This is a genomic window from Stenotrophomonas sp. NPDC047960 (assembly GCF_043204395.1).
Classification (GTDB): domain Bacteria; phylum Pseudomonadota; class Gammaproteobacteria; order Xanthomonadales; family Xanthomonadaceae; genus Stenotrophomonas.
This window is the reverse complement of sequence record NZ_JBIDBX010000004.1, coordinates 374401-391187: the sequence shown is the minus strand read 5'-3', so window position 1 is coordinate 391187 and position 16787 is coordinate 374401. Positions and strand designations below refer to the sequence as shown.

Here is a 16787-nt window from a genome sequence, read left to right as displayed (position 1 = left end):
ATACGGCATCAACCGTGGCCGGCTTGCTTGACCGCATCAAGGAACTCGCGGCCCCAACGATCCACATCGTGGTACTCCACGGTGCCGAACAGCTGGCGCATGCGGCCGCCGGCTTCTTCGTCGGGCATCGACAGTGCCTGCAGCAGCCCGGCGGTGAGGTCGGCCGGGTCGTGCGGGTTGGTCAATACCGCGCCCTTCAACTCCGCCGCCGCGCCGGCGAATTCGCTCAGCACCAGCACGCCATTGCTGCCTTCGATCCCGTGGGTGGCGACGAATTCCTTGGCCACCAGGTTCAGCCCATCGCGCAGCGGGGTGATCCACATCACCTGTGCCGCCGCGTAATGCGCCACCACCTCTTCGAACGGCAACGCCTGTGCGAAGAAACGCACCGGAGTCCAGTCCAGCCGCGAGAAGCGCCCGTTGATGCGGCCCACCGCCTGTTCGATCTGGTTCTGCAGCGTGCGGTACACGGTCATTTCGCGCGCGGCCGGCACGCACACCATCAGCAGGGTCACTTTGCCCTGCCGGTCTGGATGCTGTTCCAGCAGCCGCTCGAATGCCTCCAGCTTGGCCAGCGTGCCCTTGGTGTAATCCAGCCGTTCCACCGACAGCACCAGCTTGCGCGCGCCGATCTCACGGCGCAGCTTGAAGATGTCGTTGCGTACGGCGGGCCGGGCCAGCACGTCGTGGATGCGGCGCAGGTCAGTGCCGACCGGGTGCGCGCCCAGTGCCACTTCCCGGTCACCGACACGGATGCGCGTGGTCATCGTATCCAGCCCCACCGCGCAGCCATAGGTCAGGAAGCGCGGCGCGCAGCTTTCCCACGACAACCGCTCGGCCGGCATCGCCCCGCGCACCACGTCCACGAAGTTCTCCACCTGGCGCGGGATGTGGAAACCAATATAGTCGCAGCAGAGCAGGCTGCCGATGATCTCGCGGCGCCACGGCACCACGTTGAACACATCCGCAGACGGGAAGTAGGTGTGGTGGAAGAAGGCGATCTTCAGGTCCGGACGCAGCTCGCGCAGTGTGGCCGGCACCATCCACAGGTTGTAATCGTGGATCCACACGGTGGCCCCGTGCGCGGCTTCGGCGGCCGTTGCTTCGGCGAAGCGGCGGTTGACCTTGAGGAACACCTGCCAGTCGTCCTCGCGGAAGCGCGCGCGCTCCCAGAACACATGCAGCATCGGCCAGAACGCTTCCTTGGAGAAGCGCTTGTAGAAGATGTCCACTTCCTGCCGGGTCAGCGGCACGCGCGCGGCGGTCAGGGTGGGGTAGTGCTCGGCGTCCACTGCCATGCGGGTCTGGAACGGGCCGCGCTTGCGATCGTCGATGCCCCAGGCCACCCACGACCCGGTCTGGCCGCCCTGGAAGAAGCTCAGCAGCGAGGGAATGATGCCGTTGGGCGAGCGCGGCGGGCGCTGCACCAGCACGCCGTCTTCCATGACTTCATCGAAGGGCATGCGGTGGTAGAGCATCACCAGATCGGCACCTTCGGCGCGCTTGGCTGCCGGCGGCTTGAGCCATGCATCATCGGCCGGCAACAGGGCGAAATGCTCGATCGCTTCCAGGATGCCGCCGCAGCCCGGTGCCTGCGCGTGGTAGGTATGCGCCAGCCCGCGGGTGGCGGCAGTGAGCGCCTGTTCGGAATCGCCCACGCACACGCCGCGGAAGCCGGCGGTGTACATCGACAGGTCGTTGAGGGTGTCGCCGGCCACCAGGACGCGGTCACGCGGCAGGTCCAGCAGGCGCGCCAGCGCAGCCAGGGTACGGCCCTTGTCGGTGTCCGGCGGCAGGATGTCCAGATAGCGGTCGGCCGAATACAGCACGTCGCAGCCCAGCGCCTGGGCGGCAGCCTGGATCTGCGAACGCAGCGGGGCCAGCGTGGCCGGGTCGCAGAAGTAGGAGCAGCGCCGCTCCTGCGGCACGTCCTGGCGCTGCAGCGCGGTGAACGGCCGCATCGCGGCGGCCACCACCTGCTCGCCGGGCCAGTGCGCGTCGATCATCGATTGCAGGGGCTGCAGCGGCTGCAGGGTGTGGCCATCGACCACGGTTGCGCCGACATCGCAGACCACGTAATCGGGGCGCGGAATGGCCGGATCGGAGAGCAGCGGCATCACCGCTTCAAGGCCACGGCCGGTGATGAAGATCAGGCGGATACCGGGGTGCTGGTCGACCAACCGGTACAGGCGGTGACGCGCGGCGGCATCGCCGGCGAGAAAGGTGCCATCCAGGTCGGTGGCGAGAATCAGTTGCTGGGCCGGGGGAGCCGCCGGCGTGCGGGATGAGGTGGATGGGGCAGGTGTCGAAACAGTCAATGCACTTCCTTATCGGAGTTGTTGGGTGAGGGGTGGGGTGTATCCAGCGGCGCGTCATTCGCGGGTAGCGCCCGACCGTTGGTCGGGTGGCCGTCCGACGGCGCGACAGCATCGGTTTCAGGGATCAGCTCCAACGCCGCAGGCGTAGTGCGCAGCATCAATCGGAACACCACCGGGTGCGTGCGCAGCCGGTCGAAGCTGAGCAGGCGCGCGGTGGTGAACAGCGCCAGCACGCCCAGAACCGCAGCAAAGTAAAGCGGCAGGGCGGCCGGACCGAACTGCTGCATGGCCGCACCGGCCAGCGCCGGGCCGATCGCCGCGCCCACGCCGTGCACCAGCAGCAGGCTGGAGCAGCCCGACAGCAGGTCTTCGCGCGGCAGGTAATCGAGCATGTGCGCCACCGCGAAGGGATACAGCGCGAACGCCAGGCCGCCATAGAAGAAGAACAGACCGAACAGCAGCCAGGTCTGCTGCTGGATCATCGGCATCGCGGCCACCGCCGCGATGCCTGCAGCGGCCAGGCACAGCGCCACCAGCCCGACGCGACGGTCATGACCATCGCTGATGTGGCCCAGCGGCCACTGCAGCAGCGCGCCGCCGGCAATGGCGGTGAGCATGAAGCGGGCCACGCCGTCATTGGTGAGGCCGACCTCGCCGGCATATACCGGGAGCAGGCCCCAGAACGCACCCATGGCCAGGCCCGACAGCCCGGCGGCAACCGTGGCCACCGGCGCCATCGCGTACAGCCGCGACAACGTCAGGCGCGGCACCGACGGCACGTCCGGCGGGGTGAGCCGGGTGGCGGTGATCGGCAGCACGGCGGCGCAGACCAGCATGGCGATCAGCATGAACATCGACATGGCCGGCGCATTGCTGACCATCAGCAGGATCTGCCCCAGGGCCAGCGCGGAAAGGTTGACCACCATGTACAGCGAAAAGGCACGGCTGCGCTGGCGCGGGTCGGGCTCGGCGTTGAGCCAGCTTTCGATCACCGTGTACAACCCCACCAGCGCGATGCCGGTAATGATGCGCAGCAGCCCCCACAGCCAGGCATTGAGCCACAGCGGATGCAGCAGCACCGCAATGGCGGCGAGGGCGGCAAAGAAGGCGAACGCACGGATATGCCCGATGCGGCCAATCAACGACGGGGCGAAGAAGGTGCCCATGAAGAAGCCCGCGAAATAACCGGACATCACCAGGCCCAACGTACCGGCACCAAAGCCGGCCTCACCGCCGCTTACCGCCAGCAAGGTGCCCAGAAGCCCGCTGCCCGTCAAAAGCAGCGCTACTCCTGTCAGCAGGGCGGTCAGCCGCAACACGCGTGCGACCTTCGTGGGGAAGGCGAACCGGTCACGACAATGACCCTAACACAGACGTGATTAATCCTTTGTCGCCGATGGCGCGGATTTGCGCATTGCGCCCACGCGGGCTACGGTGTCCGCATGACTGTGTACAAGTTCATGCCGCTCGCGGCTGCTTTGTTGCTCGCCGCGTGTGGTGGCCAGCGTGACCGCGTGGCCCACGATGTTGCGATGGCCCCGGCCGACGCGTTTCTCGCTGCTGTCGCCGCGCATTGCGGCAAGGCGTTTGAAGGCCATGTCGCCGCCAATGAGCCGAAGAGCGCTGCGCCCGATCCGTTCGACGGCAAGCGCCTGGTGATGCACGTGCGCGGTTGCGATGACGCCTCGCACACGCTGCGCATCCCGTTCCATGTGGGCGACGATCATTCGCGTACCTGGGTGTTGAGTCGCACCGATACCGGCCTGCGCCTGAAGCACGATCACCGCCATGCCGATGGCAGCCCCGATGCGGTCACGATGTACGGCGGCGACAGTGCGCCGCCGGGCACTGCGCAGCGCCAGTCGTTCCCGGTGGATGCCGATTCGGTGGCGATGTTCCGCAAGGCCGGCATGGCGGCGTCGGTGACCAATACGTGGGCGATGGAAATCGAGCCGGACAAGACATTCGTATACGAGCTCACCCGCCCGGGCGGACGCAAATTCCAGGTGGTGTTCGACCTCGCCCACCCGGTGCCGTTGCCACCGGCCCCGTGGGGCGCCGAGGCGCCCCGATAGGGCCCGACCGTGGGTCGGGCTGCCTTCCCGTCAACGCGCGCCGAACCTCGCCCGGCACCCATTGCTGACCCACACCATGCTCGGTCGATAGCCCCAGCTGCGGTTCTCGACACAGCTGCTGCCTGACAGCTGCTCCAGCAGCACAGGACGGCCCTGGCGCGAATCCCATGCACAGGTCTGCTGGCGGTTGCCATTGCTGCTGCAGGTCACGCTGTAGTTGCTGCCGCCCCCGCCACCACCCCAGTTGCCGCGCGATTCGGCGAATTCACCGCGGCAGCCGCGGGTGACCCAGATCGTGTTCCCGCGCATGCCCCAGGTCTGGTTCTGTACGCAGGGCGACCCCGAGATCTGCCGCACCAGGGCCGCATTGCGCCACGGGGTAGGGCAGCTGCGCTCGCGGTTGTCATTGCTTTCGCACCGTATCGTGTTGCCGGGGCCGCCGGTGCCGGGGCCCCAACCGCCGCCACGGCCCTCGACGAATTCGGCCCGGCAGCCGCCGCTGACCCAGACCTGGCCGTTGCGCGAGCCCCAGTTGCTGCCTTCCACGCAGCGGGTGCCCGAGATCTGGCGGGACAGCCGCGCGCTGCGCCAGCCGGTGGGACAGACCCGCTGGCGGTTGTCGTTGCTCTCGCAGCGGACCACCCCGTCGTTGCCACCGCCGGGGTTCCAGCCGCCGCCGGAGCCGCCCAGCGAGGTGGCGATGTCCTGCTTGATCCGGGAAAAGCCCCAGGACGAGCGGTTGACCTGGTCCAGGTAGAAGCGCATCTGGTCGTCGGGAATGCGCCGCCCCCCGGACTGTTCGGCGTATTCCTGGGAAATGACCCGCTGCTGGTCCTGGATCGACAGGGTGCGCAGGTTTTCCGGGGCATAGGCCCGGGCATTGACCTGGGCCTGGGCCTGCAGGGCCGGGGCGCCGCAGGCAAGGAGGGCGGTAAGACAGGCAACAGCGAGGCGGTTCATGGCAAATCCCCTTGCACATGGTGGTGCGCGGACTATAGGGACGGGTCGGATTAAGCCCGTGTGACTGTCCCGGATTTGCCCGATCGGGTCGCCGGCCGCAGAATAACGGGCTGACCGGTGCCGCCTGGCGCCGGCAACCTCCTGCGGAGCTTTACCCCCATGCGTACCCACTTCTGCGGCCTGGTCGACGAGACCCTGATTGGCCAGACTGTCACCCTCGCCGGTTGGACCGACGTTGCCCGCAACCTGGGCGGCGTGTGCTTCATCGATCTTCGCGATCATGAGGGCATCGTGCAGGTGACGGTGGAGCCTGAGAACGCCGACGTGTTCAAGGTTGCCGCCAGCCTCGGCTACGAGGACGTACTGCAGGTGGAAGGCGTGGTGCGCAGGCGCCATGCGGTGAACGACAAGATCCGTACCGGCCAGGTCGAGATCGTCGCCACCCGCATCACCGTGCTCAACAAGGCCGAGCCGCTGCCGTTCCACGCCCACGAGAACCCGGGCGAAGAAACCCGCCTGAAGTACCGTTACCTGGACCTGCGCCGCCCGGACATGCAGCGCATGCAGCGCACCCGCATCAAGCTGGTGCAGGCGCTGCGCCGCCACCTTGATCGCGACGGCTTCCAGGACATCGAAACCCCGATCCTGACCAAAGCCACCCCGGAAGGCGCACGCGACTTCCTGGTGCCGGCGCGCATGCACCCGGGCGAGTTCTACGCCCTGCCGCAGTCGCCGCAGCTGTTCAAGCAGATCCTGATGGTGGCCGGCTTCGACCGCTACTACCAGATCGCGCGCTGCTTCCGCGACGAAGCCCTGCGTGCCGACCGCCAGCTGGAATTCACCCAGCTGGACATGGAATTCGCGTTCGTGCGCGAGCGCGACGTGCAGGATTACGTGGAAGGCATGATCCGCGCGATCTTCAAGGAAGTGGTCGACGTGGAGCTGGCTGCCAGCTTCCCGCGCATGACCTGGGCCGAGGCGATGCGCCGCTATGGCTCGGACAAGCCGGATCTGCGCATCAGCCTGGAACTGGTGGATGTGGCCGAGCTGGTCAAGGACAGCCAGTTCCCGGTGTTCGCCAGCGCCGCTGCCGACCCCGATGGCCGCGTGGCTGGCCTGCGCATCCCGGGCGGTGCCAGCCTGTCGCGCAAGCAGATCGATGAGTATGCCGCGCATGCCGCCAAGTACGGCGCCAAGGGCCTGGCCTACATCAAGATCGCCGAAAACGGCGAGATCAGCTCGCCGATCGCCAAGTTCTTCAGCGAAGAGGCGTTCGCCGCGCTGGTCGCCCACGTTGGCGCCGGCAATGGCGACATCGTGTTCTTCGGTGCCGGTGGCTACAACAAGGTGTCCGACTTCATGGGCGCGCTGCGCCTGAAGGCCGGCAAGGACTTCGACCTGGTTGCCGCCGGCTGGGCGCCGCTGTGGGTCACCGACTTCCCGATGTTCGAGTACGACGACGAAGCCCAGCGCTACGTGGCCCTGCACCACCCCTTCACCGCCCCGGCGGTGGATGACATCGCCGACCTGCGCGCGAACGCGAAGACGGCTGTGTCGCGCGGTTACGACATGGTGCTCAACGGCAACGAGATCGGCGGTGGCTCCATCCGTATCCACCGCTCGGACATGCAGAGCGCCGTATTCGACCTGCTGGGCATCGGCGCCGAAGAGGCCGAAGCCAAGTTCGGCTTCCTGCTCGACGCACTGCGCTTCGGCGCGCCGCCGCACGGCGGCATCGCCTTCGGCATCGACCGCATTGCTGCGCTGATGGCGGGCACCGAATCGATCCGCGACGTGATCCCGTTCCCGAAGACCACCGGCGCGCAGTGCCTGATGACCGGCGCCCCGTCGCCGATCCCGGATGAGCAGCTGGCCGAAGTGCACATCCAGGTCCGTCCGCGCAAGAATTGATCCCGCGATCAATCGATCGCACCATCCCCCTCATCGCTACATCGTCCAGGAGATCCAGCAGTGACCGAATTTGCATTCGCAGTGGAATGGGAAAAGCTGGGCAACGTAGGTGCCGATGCCAACCTGGTGACCGAGCGCGCCCGCGTGTTCGGTGGCTGGCTGGTGCGCGTGGGTACCAACCCGGCCGCGATGGCGCTGACCTTCGTCGCCGATGGCGAAGGCCGCTGGGATGGTGAGGACTTCGGCGTCGAGGACTACGAGGACGACGAAGAGGAAGAGGGCGAAGACGAAGAGTACGAAGAGGGCGAGGAAGACGAGGACGAGGAGGAGTACGAGGAAGAGGACGAAGAAGACGGCGAAGAGGAAGACGCCGCCAAGGGGCCGCAGGCCTGAGGCCTGCCCCGCACCCGTCCATGTACACCATCCGCCGCGCCGGCCCCGAGGACGCACCGACCCTGTCGGTGCTGGCCACCCGTACCTTCGTGGAAACCTTCGGCCACCTGTACCCGGCCCAGGACCTGCAGGACTTCCTGGACGAGGCTTATGCGGAAGATCGCCAGCGCGTGATCCTGTCCCACCCCGATTACGCGGTGTGGCTGCTGGAGCGGGATGGCGTGGCGGTCGGTCATGCCGCCGCCGGCCCCTGCGGCCTGCCGCACCCGGACGTGCAACCGGGGGATGGCGAGCTCAAGCGGCTGTACCTGATCAGGGAGCAGCAGAGCTGCGGTTGGGGCAGCCGCCTGCTCGAAACCGCGCTGACCTGGCTGGAACGCAACGGGCCGCGCACCCTGTGGCTTGGGGTGTGGTCGGAGAACTTCGGCGCTCAGCGTTTCTACGCCCGCTACGGGTTCAGCAAGGTGGGCACCTACGAATTCCCGGTCGGCCAGGTGCGCGACCTTGAATTCATCCTGCGCCGCCCGCCGCGGGCGGCCTGAACGGTCCATCTCCAGGAAACGACGTGAGCGGCGGGTTTCACTCGCCGTTCCTTCGTCCATTTGTCTAATGACACCGTTTCCTGCCTCTGGAACGGTTTTGCACCGGCTACGCTGAGCACATGACTCCCCCCGTTTTACTGCTGCATGGCATCTGGAATGCCCGCGCCTGGGTTGGCCCATTGGCCTGGCGCCTGCGCGCGCGTGGCTTCAGCGTGGATACCTTCGGCTACTCCAGCGTGTTCGGCGGCCCCGACGTGGCCGTGCCGCAGCTGCTGAAGCGGCTCCAAGACAGCGGCCCGGTAGCGCTGGTCGGGCACAGCCTGGGTGGGCTGGTGGCCCTGGAGGCCCTGCGCCGCCAGCCGGACCTGCCGGTATCGAGGGTGGTCTGCCTGGGCTCGCCGCTGCGCGGCAGCGGCACCGCCCGTTCGCTGGCCGAGCATGGCTGGTCGCTGGCGCTGGGTCGCAGCAGCGAGCTGCTGCTCGATGGCCTGCCGGCCTGGGAGGGCAGGGCACAGGTCGGGCTGATCGCCGGGTCCGTGCCGCACGGGCTGGGCAGCCTGCTCGGCGCCTGCGGCGACGCCTCCGACGGCACCGTGGCGCTGGACGAGACCCGCCTGCCGGGCCTGACCGACCATTGCGTGGTGGCCGCCAGCCACAGCGGGCTGGTGTTTTCCCCCGACGCGGCGCGCCAGACCGCCGCCTTCCTGCGCGATGGCTGCTTCCGCCCGGACCGGGCCGCGCACGCGGCCTGACCCCGGCTAACACGGTGAAGGCGGTCGATCAGGTAGAATCCGCGCCCTGTTCCTGACGCACGCACGGAAACACCCATGGGTAGAGGCCCTTCCATCGAAAACCGCAAAAACGCGTCTGACGCGAAGCGCGGCAAGATTTTCACCAAGATCATCCGTGAGATCGGCGTAGCCGCGCGCGGCGGTGGAGGCGACCCCAACAACAACCCGCGCCTGCGGGTGGCCATGGACAAGGGCCTGACCTCGAACATGTCCAAGGACGTGATCGAACGGGCCATCAAGAAGGCCACCGGCGAGCTGGAAGGCGTTGAATACGAAGAGATCCGCTACGAGGGCTACGCCCCCGGTGGCGTGGCCGTGATCGTCGACTGCCTGACCGACAACCGCGTACGTACCGTGGCCGATGTCCGCCACGCGTTCAGCAAGTGCGGCGGCAACATGGGTACCGAAGGCTCGGTCTCCTTCATGTTCAAGCGCATGGGCGTGCTGCACTACGCCGGCGGCGCCAACGAAGACGCAGTGACCGAGGCGGCCATCGAGGCCGGCGCCGATGACATCGTGGTGTACCCGGAAGACGGCGCCATCGACGTGCTGACCGCAGCCGACATGTACCACGCGGTCAAGGATGCGCTGGAAGCGGGCGGGCTGACGCCGGATCACGCCGAGCTGACCTTCCGGGCCGATAACGACATCAAGGTCGAGGGCGACACCGCCCTGCAGGTCAAGAAGCTGCTGGACATGCTGGAAGACCTGGACGATGTGCAGGACGTGTTCTCCAACGCCGACCTTGGCGCGGACGCCTACGCCTGACGTCCATGCCCCCGTCTCGCCAAGTGCGACGTCGGGGGCGGACAATGCGGACCATGATGACTCCCGACGCGCCACGCATGATCCGCATCCTCGGCATCGACCCCGGTTCGCAGCGCACCGGGGTGGGCATCATCGATGTGGACTGCACCGGCAAGGTGCTGCACGTGCACCACCTGCCGCTGGTGCTGCTGGGCGCCGACGACTTCCCCAACCGCATGAAGCTGCTGGTGCTGGGCCTCAACGCGCTGGTGGAGGAATACCGCCCGCATGAAGTGGCCATCGAGAAGGTGTTCATGGCGCGCAACCCCGATTCGGCCCTGAAGCTGGGTCAGGCGCGCGGCGCGGCCATCTCGGCCGTGGTCATGCGCGACCTGCCGGTGCACGAATATGCGGCCAGTGAGATCAAGCTGGCGGTGGTCGGCCGTGGCGGAGCGGAAAAGCAACAGGTCCAACACATGGTGGGGCTTATGCTCAACCTGAAAACCAGGCTGCAGGCCGACGCGGCCGACGCGCTGGCCGTGGCCATCACCCACGCCCATGTGAGGGCAACCGCGCAGCGCCTGGGCGTCAATGCCCGCCAGGCCTGGAGCCGGAAATGAGGACATCTGCATGATTGGTCGTCTGCGTGGGATCGTCGCGTACAAGGCGCCGCCGTGGCTGCTGATCGACGTCAACGGCGTCGGCTACGAACTGGAGGCGCCGATGAGCACCTTCTACGATCTCCCCGAACTGGGCCGCGAGGTCACCCTGTTCACCCACTATGCGCAGAAGGAAGACAGCGTGTCGCTGTATGGCTTCCTGCGCGAGGGTGAGCGACGCTTGTTCCGCGACGTGCAGAAGGTCAGCGGCATCGGTGCCAAGATCGCGCTGGCGGTGCTGTCCGGGGTGAGCGTGGACGAGTTCGCGAAGATGGTGCAGGCCGGTGACATTACCGCGCTGACCCGGATTCCCGGCATCGGCAAGAAAACCGCCGAGCGCATGGTGCTGGAGCTCCGCGATCGCGCGGCGAACTTTGGCGGCGGCGGTGCGCCGATTGCCGGCGCGGCGCCGGCCACCGACCCGGTCTCCGAAGCCACCGTGGCGCTGCAGCAGCTGGGCTACAAGCCGACCGAGGCCGCGCGCATGGCCCGCGACGCCAACGCCGACGGCGACGATGTCGCCACCGTGATCCGCAAGGCCCTGCAGGCCGCGCTGCGCTGAGCGCGCGGGCCTATTCCCCTTCCGACCGACGCCTTCCCGGAGTCTCATGTCCACCTCTTCCACCCAGCACGACAGCGGCCAGCACGGGCATGGCCATGCGCCGGCCGCCAGCGGCCTGGCCCTGATCGTCGGCGCCATCGGCGTGGTGTTCGGCGACATCGGTACCAGCCCGTTGTACACCCTGAAGGAAGCGTTCTCGCCGCATTACGGCCTCAACAGCGACCACGACACCGTGCTGGGCGTGCTGTCGCTGGCGTTCTGGGCGCTGAACATCGTGGTGACGTTGAAGTACGTCACCATCATCATGCGTGCCGACAACGACGGCGAGGGCGGCATCATGGCGCTGATGGCGTTGACCCAGCGCACCCTGCGCCACGGCTCGCGCTCGGCGTATGTGGTGGGCATCCTGGGCATCTTCGGCGCCTCGCTGTTCTTCGGTGACGGGGTGATCACCCCCGCCATTTCGGTGCTGGGTGCGGTCGAGGGCCTGGAAGTGGCCGCTCCGGGCCTGCATTCCTTCATCGTACCGATCACCGTGGTGGTGCTCCTGGCGGTGTTTGCCGTGCAACGGTTCGGCACCGAGAAGATCGGCAAGCTGTTCGGGCCGATCACCTCGATCTGGTTCATTTCGCTGGCCGCGATCGGCATCTGGAACATCGTCGATTCGCCGGAAGTGCTCAAGGCCTTCAACCCGATGTGGGCGCTGCGCTTCTTCATGGAGCACGGCTGGCACGGCATCTTCATCCTCGGTGCGGTGGTGCTGGCGGTGACCGGTGGCGAGGCGTTGTACGCGGACATGGGCCACTTCGGGGCCAAGCCGATCCGCCACGCGTGGTACTTCTTCGTGCTGCCGTGCCTGGTGCTGAACTATCTGGGTCAGGGCGCGCTGGTGCTCAACAACCCCGAAGCGGTGAAGAACCCGTTCTTCGAAGCGGTGCCGCAGTGGGCGCTGTACCCGATGATCATCCTGGCCACCATGGCCGCGGTGATCGCCTCGCAGTCGGTGATCACCGGTGCGTTCTCGGTCTCGCGCCAGGCCATGCAGCTGGGCTACATCCCCCGCATGCGCATCACCCATACCTCGCACGACACCATCGGCCAGATCTACATCCCCGGCATCAACTGGGGTATCGCGGTGATGGTGATCGGCCTGGTGCTGGCCTTCCGCAGCTCCTCCAACCTGGCGGTGGCCTACGGTATCTCGGTTTCGGCGACCATGCTCATCGATACGCTGCTGCTGGCGCTGGTCGCCCGCGCGCTGTGGCCGACCTCGCGTTACTGGATCATCCCACTCTGCGTGGTGTTCTTCATCATCGACCTGGGCTTTGTGATCGCCAACGGTGCCAAGCTGCTGCAGGGCGCCTGGTTCCCGGTGGTGCTGGGCATCGTGCTGTTCACCATGATGCGTACCTGGCGCCGCGGCCGCGAGCTGCTGCGCGATGAGATCCGCAAGGATGGCATCCGGCTGGATACCTTCCTGCCCGGCCTGATGCTGGCCCCGCCGGTGCGGGTGCCGGGCACGGCGGTATTCCTGACCGCCGACCCCTCGGTGGCCCCGCACGCGCTGATGCACAACCTCAAGCACAACAAGGTGCTGCATGAGCGGAACGTGTTCCTGCACGTGGAAACCCTGCCCATTCCGTATGCGATGGAAGGCAAGCGGCTGAAGATCGAATCGGTGGGCGATGAGTTCTACCGCGTGTTCGTGCGTTTCGGTTTCATGGAAACACCGGACGTGCCGCTGGCGCTGATGCGCTCGTGCGACCACGGCGGGATCTACTTCGACCCGATGGACACCACCTTCTTCGCCAGCCGCGAAACCATCGTGGCCACCGCCAACCGGGGCATGCCGATCTGGCGCGACAAGCTGTTCGCACTGATGCACCGGAATGCGGCGCCGGCGACCGGGTTCTTCAGGATTCCGGGCAACCGCCTGGTCGAGCTCGGTGCCCAGGTCGAGATTTGAGGCGATGGCCGACCAACGGTCGGCCGCTACCGGTTGATTTCCATCCCTGGCGGGTGACGACCGTTGGTCGTCACCCGTTTTGCCGCATAATCACGCGATGACCGACGACCGCATCATCGGCGCCGGTGCCACCCGCGAGGATGACACCACCGACGCCAGCATCCGCCCCAAGCGCATGGCCGATTACCTTGGCCAGGCGCCCGTGCGCGAGCAGCTGTCGATCTACATCGAAGCAGCCAAGGCCCGTGGCGATGCGCTGGACCATGTGCTGATCTTCGGTCCGCCCGGCCTGGGCAAGACCACCTTGAGCCATGTGATCGCCAACGAACTGGGCGTGGCGCTGCGGGTGACCTCCGGGCCGGTGATCGAAAAGGCCGGCGATCTGGCCGCGCTGCTCACCAACCTGCAGCCGCACGATGTGCTGTTCATCGATGAGATCCACCGCCTGTCGCCGGTGGTGGAAGAAGTGCTGTACCCGGCGATGGAAGATTTCCAGATCGACATCATGATCGGCGAGGGCCCCGCGGCCCGCTCGATCAAGATCGACCTGCCGCCGTTCACCCTGATTGGCGCCACCACCCGGGCCGGCCTGCTGACCGCGCCGCTGCGCGACCGCTTCGGCATCGTGCACCGGCTGGAGTTCTATACCCCCGAGGAACTGACCCGGATCGTGCGGCGCTCGGCGGCCATCCTCGGCATCGACTGCACCGCCGACGGTGCGGCCGAAATCGCGCGGCGTTCGCGCGGCACCCCGCGTATCGCCAACCGGCTGCTGCGCCGCGTGCGCGATTACGCCCAGGTCAAGGCTGCCGGCCACATCGACCAGGACGTGGCGCAGGCCGCCATGCAGATGCTGAAAGTGGACCCGGAAGGCTTCGACGACCTCGACCGGCGCATGCTGCGCACGCTGATCGATTACTTCGACGGCGGCCCGGTGGGCGTGGAATCGATGGCCGCGGCCCTGTCTGAAGAGCGCGGCACGCTGGAAGACGTGGTCGAACCCTACCTGATCCAGCAGGGTTTCCTGGTGCGCACCGCGCGTGGCCGCATGGCCACCCAGAAGGCCTACCGCCACCTGGGCCTGAAGCCGAAGAATCCGCCGGCCGACCTGTTCGCGGAGGTCCCGGATGTCGGTTGATCCGCGGTTCAGTTGGCCGACACGCATATATTGGGAAGATACCGACGCTGGCGGGGTGGTCTACCACGCCCGCTACGTGGCCTTCATGGAACGGGCCCGCACCGAATGGATGCGGGCTTTGGGCTACGGCCAGGAACGCACCCGCACCGAGCATGGCCTGGTGTTCGCGGTCCGGTCGATGACCATGGAGTTCCTGAAGCCGGCGCGGCTGGACGACGCGCTGGACGTGACCGCCACGCTGGTGCAGTGCAAGCGCGCCAGCATGGTGTTCGACCAGGCGGTGTGTCGCGGCGATGAAACGCTGCTGACCGCGCAGGTGAAAATCGCGGCACTGGACGCTGCCACATTCAAGCCGCGCGGCATGGACGATGCTCTCCACGCCGCGCTGAAACCCCACGTAATTCAAACAGCCGCATATTGAGGAACAACGGATGATCGGAATGCTCCTGGCCCTGCAGGCCACGGTGGTCGAAGCGCTGCCGCAGGAAGTCACCAGCGCCGCGTCGCAGACCGTCGCCCAGGCCGCGCACGGCGGTGGCATCAATTACCTGGACCTGATGATCAAGGCCAGCCTGCCGGTGAAGATCATCGTGCTGCTGCTGTTGGCCGGTTCGTTCATCAGCTGGGTGATCATCTTCCGCAAGGCGCGCGTGTTCAACGCCGCCAACCGCGAAGCCGATGAGTTCGAAAGCCGCTTCTGGTCGGGTGCCGACCTCGGCAAGCTGTACAGCGCCGCCACCGACCGCAACCGCAAGGTGGGCGGCCTGGAGGCGATCTTCGAAGCCGGTTTCCGCGAATTCACCCGCCTGCGCGACAAGCGCCGCCTGGATGGCCGCGCCCAGCTGGAAGGTGCCCAGCGCGCCATGCGCACCACCTTCACCCGTGAGGTGGACCAGATGGAGCGCAGCCTGGAACTGTTGGCCAACATCGGTTCCACCGCCCCGTACGTGGGACTGGTCGGCACCGTGTTCGGCATCATGGTGACCATGCATGACATGATCAACAGCGGCGAGCAGGCCGGTATCGCCTCGGTCGCGCCGGGTATTTCCGAAGCCCTGTTCGCCACCGCCATCGGCCTGTTCGTGGCCATCCCGGCGGTGTGGGCCTATAACCGCTTCACCACCCGCGTCGAGCGCCTGTCGGTCCGCTTCGAGACCTTCGCCGAAGAGTTCAGCTCGATCCTGCAGCGCCAGTCCGCGGGCGACGAGTAAGTGCCCAGCACAAGGACCCTGCCATGACCGCTGCCATCGGCCGCCGCAAGCGCCGCAAGCTCAAATCCGAAATCAACGTCGTGCCTTACATCGACGTCATGCTGGTGTTGTTGATCATCTTCATGGTCACCGCGCCGCTGCTCACCCTGAGCTTTGAAGTGGACCTGCCCAGTTCGCAGGCCAAGGCGCTGGAGAGCAAGCAGGACCCGGTGATCGTCTCGGTGCGCCTGGACGGCCAGCTGAGCCTGAAGCTGCCTGAAGCGAAGGAGCCCGCCCCGATGGAGGCCGGCCAGCTGCAGGCCCAGCTCGGCGCGCTCGCCGCGCAGGACAAGAACCTGCGCGTGATCGTGGCCGCCGACAAAGCCGTTGCCTACGAAAAGGTGGTCGCGGCGATGGACGTGATCAAGCGCGCCAACGTGGAAAAGGTGGGTCTGGCGACCGATGCACGCTGAAGCCCTGCCACCGCAGCGCCAGCCGGAAGGCGAGTGGGGCCTGCCGATCGCTCTGGCGATCCTGGTCCACGTGCTGCTCGCGCTGGTGTTCATCGCCGCCTGGCTGTGGTCGCCCCAGCGCAGCACTGAAGCGGCCGCGGGCGATCCGGCCATTGAAGCCAGCCTGCAGCTGTCGGCCTCGGAAGCCGCCGCGGCACGCCAGGCGCTGCGCGCCTCGGAAAAACTGCCTGACCTGCCCGAGCCGGTGGCCGAGCCGATCCCGGTGGAAGAAGACACCGTGCCGCCGCCGCAGCCGCTGCCCGAGCCGCGCCCGCAGGACGCGCCCACCCCGCAGCAGCAGAACGCCCAGGAGCGCATCGCGCAGCCCGATACGGTCGACCAGGCCGCGGTCAACGCGATGTCGATCTCGGCCGAGAAGGCCAAGCAGGAGCAGGAAGCCAAGCGCCGCCAGGAGCAGATCGACCTGACCGAACGCAAGCGCGTGGAAGAGGCCGAGCAGAAACTGCGGCTGGCCAAGCAGCAGGAAGAGGCCGCGCAGAAAAAGAAGCTCGCCGAGCAGGAGCAGAAGGCCAACGACGTAAAGGCCGAAGCCGAGCGCCAGAAGAAGATCGCCGAGATCCGCAGCCGCCGCGAGGCGGCAGAGAAGGAAGCCAAGCTGGCCGAGCAGAAGCTGCGCCAGCTGGCCGCCGCGCGGGCCGCTGCAGGCCAGTCCACCGCCGGTTCCAGCGGCGCCGCGCAGCCGGCCGCCGGCGGCGGCGGTACCAGCGACGACCTGCGCGCCAAGTACGCCGCAGCGATCCAGCATAAGGTGCTTGCCTCGTGGACCCGCCCGGACAACGTACCGTTCGGCCAGCGCTGCAAGATCGTGATCGTGCAGCTGCCCGGCGGCAACGTGAGTTCGGCCAAGGTCAGCCCGGACTGCCCGTTTGACGAGGCCGGCCGCCGCTCCATCGAAGCCGCTGTGCTGAACGCCCAGCCGCTGCCGTACCGCGGCTTTGAAGAAGTGTTCTCGCGCCAGCTCAACTTCACCTTTACCGCCCAGGACAACTGATCCCGGGCGGC

General features: G+C 67.1%; 17 protein-coding genes. 14 read left to right on the top strand and 3 right to left on the bottom strand.

What is annotated here, in order from left to right:
* Positions 1–8 precede the first annotated feature (8 nt).
* Complete coding sequence (ggpS, locus tag ACGFZ3_RS11660; protein WP_392920992.1) at positions 9–2252, bottom strand: glucosylglycerol-phosphate synthase; 2244 nt, start codon at positions 2250–2252, stop codon at positions 9–11.
* Between the two features lie 62 nt (positions 2253–2314).
* Entirely contained in the window at positions 2315–3637 is a 1323-nt protein-coding gene (locus ACGFZ3_RS11655; protein WP_392920871.1) for an MFS transporter, read from the bottom strand.
* A 123-nt stretch (positions 3638–3760) separates the two neighbouring features.
* On the opposite strand from ACGFZ3_RS11655, the gene ACGFZ3_RS11650 reads away from it, so the two are divergent.
* Positions 3761–4393: a hypothetical protein gene (locus tag ACGFZ3_RS11650; protein ID WP_392920868.1), complete on the top strand. Its 633-nt coding sequence runs from the start codon at positions 3761–3763 to the stop codon at positions 4391–4393.
* A gap of 30 nt (positions 4394–4423) precedes the next feature.
* Here ACGFZ3_RS11650 and ACGFZ3_RS11645 read toward each other — a convergent pair whose 3' ends face one another.
* Entirely contained in the window at positions 4424–5353 is a 930-nt protein-coding gene (locus tag ACGFZ3_RS11645; RefSeq protein ID WP_392920865.1) for a DUF3011 domain-containing protein, read from the bottom strand.
* 159 nt (positions 5354–5512) lie between these two features.
* Between ACGFZ3_RS11645 and aspS the strand changes: the two genes are divergently transcribed.
* The 13 genes from aspS (at position 5513) to tolA (ending at position 16776) form a co-directional block, all read left to right on the top strand.
* On the top strand, positions 5513–7264 hold the full coding sequence (aspS, locus tag ACGFZ3_RS11640; RefSeq protein ID WP_392920862.1) for an aspartate--tRNA ligase: 1752 nt from the start codon (positions 5513–5515) through the stop codon (positions 7262–7264).
* Between the two features lie 60 nt (positions 7265–7324).
* Positions 7325–7657, top strand: a complete 333-nt coding sequence (locus tag ACGFZ3_RS11635) for a DNA primase (RefSeq protein WP_392920859.1) — start codon at positions 7325–7327, stop codon at positions 7655–7657.
* 20 nt (positions 7658–7677) lie between these two features.
* Entirely contained in the window at positions 7678–8199 is a 522-nt protein-coding gene (locus ACGFZ3_RS11630) for a GNAT family N-acetyltransferase (protein ID WP_392920856.1), read from the top strand.
* A 119-nt stretch (positions 8200–8318) separates the two neighbouring features.
* On the top strand, positions 8319–8951 hold the full coding sequence (locus ACGFZ3_RS11625) for an esterase/lipase family protein (protein ID WP_392920853.1): 633 nt from the start codon (positions 8319–8321) through the stop codon (positions 8949–8951).
* Between the two features lie 75 nt (positions 8952–9026).
* On the top strand, positions 9027–9758 hold the full coding sequence (locus tag ACGFZ3_RS11620; RefSeq protein WP_392920850.1) for a YebC/PmpR family DNA-binding transcriptional regulator: 732 nt from the start codon (positions 9027–9029) through the stop codon (positions 9756–9758).
* Positions 9759–9835: 77 nt separating this feature from the next.
* Positions 9836–10357 (top strand): crossover junction endodeoxyribonuclease RuvC, encoded by a 522-nt coding sequence (gene ruvC, locus ACGFZ3_RS11615; protein ID WP_392920990.1) that lies wholly within the window; start codon positions 9836–9838, stop codon positions 10355–10357.
* A gap of 10 nt (positions 10358–10367) precedes the next feature.
* Positions 10368–10958 carry a Holliday junction branch migration protein RuvA gene (gene ruvA, locus ACGFZ3_RS11610; RefSeq protein ID WP_392920847.1) on the top strand — a complete coding sequence of 197 codons (591 nt, stop codon included), beginning with the start codon at positions 10368–10370 and terminating at the stop codon, positions 10956–10958.
* A gap of 46 nt (positions 10959–11004) precedes the next feature.
* Positions 11005–12924 (top strand): potassium transporter Kup, encoded by a 1920-nt coding sequence (locus ACGFZ3_RS11605; RefSeq protein WP_392920844.1) that lies wholly within the window; start codon positions 11005–11007, stop codon positions 12922–12924.
* Positions 12925–13021: 97 nt separating this feature from the next.
* Positions 13022–14062, top strand: coding sequence for a Holliday junction branch migration DNA helicase RuvB (gene ruvB / locus ACGFZ3_RS11600; protein ID WP_184126745.1), 1041 nt, complete (start codon positions 13022–13024; stop codon positions 14060–14062).
* On the top strand, positions 14052–14483 hold the full coding sequence (gene ybgC, locus ACGFZ3_RS11595) for a tol-pal system-associated acyl-CoA thioesterase (protein WP_392920841.1): 432 nt from the start codon (positions 14052–14054) through the stop codon (positions 14481–14483). The genes ruvB and ybgC overlap by 11 nt, the downstream gene beginning before the upstream one ends.
* A 10-nt stretch (positions 14484–14493) precedes the next feature.
* Positions 14494–15273, top strand: coding sequence for a protein TolQ (gene tolQ, locus ACGFZ3_RS11590; RefSeq protein ID WP_068853753.1), 780 nt, complete (start codon positions 14494–14496; stop codon positions 15271–15273).
* A 23-nt stretch (positions 15274–15296) separates the two neighbouring features.
* Positions 15297–15725 (top strand): protein TolR, encoded by a 429-nt coding sequence (gene tolR / locus ACGFZ3_RS11585; RefSeq protein ID WP_392920837.1) that lies wholly within the window; start codon positions 15297–15299, stop codon positions 15723–15725.
* On the top strand, positions 15715–16776 hold the full coding sequence (tolA, locus tag ACGFZ3_RS11580) for a cell envelope integrity protein TolA (RefSeq protein WP_392920834.1): 1062 nt from the start codon (positions 15715–15717) through the stop codon (positions 16774–16776). The genes tolR and tolA overlap by 11 nt, the downstream gene beginning before the upstream one ends.
* Positions 16777–16787 lie beyond the last annotated feature (11 nt).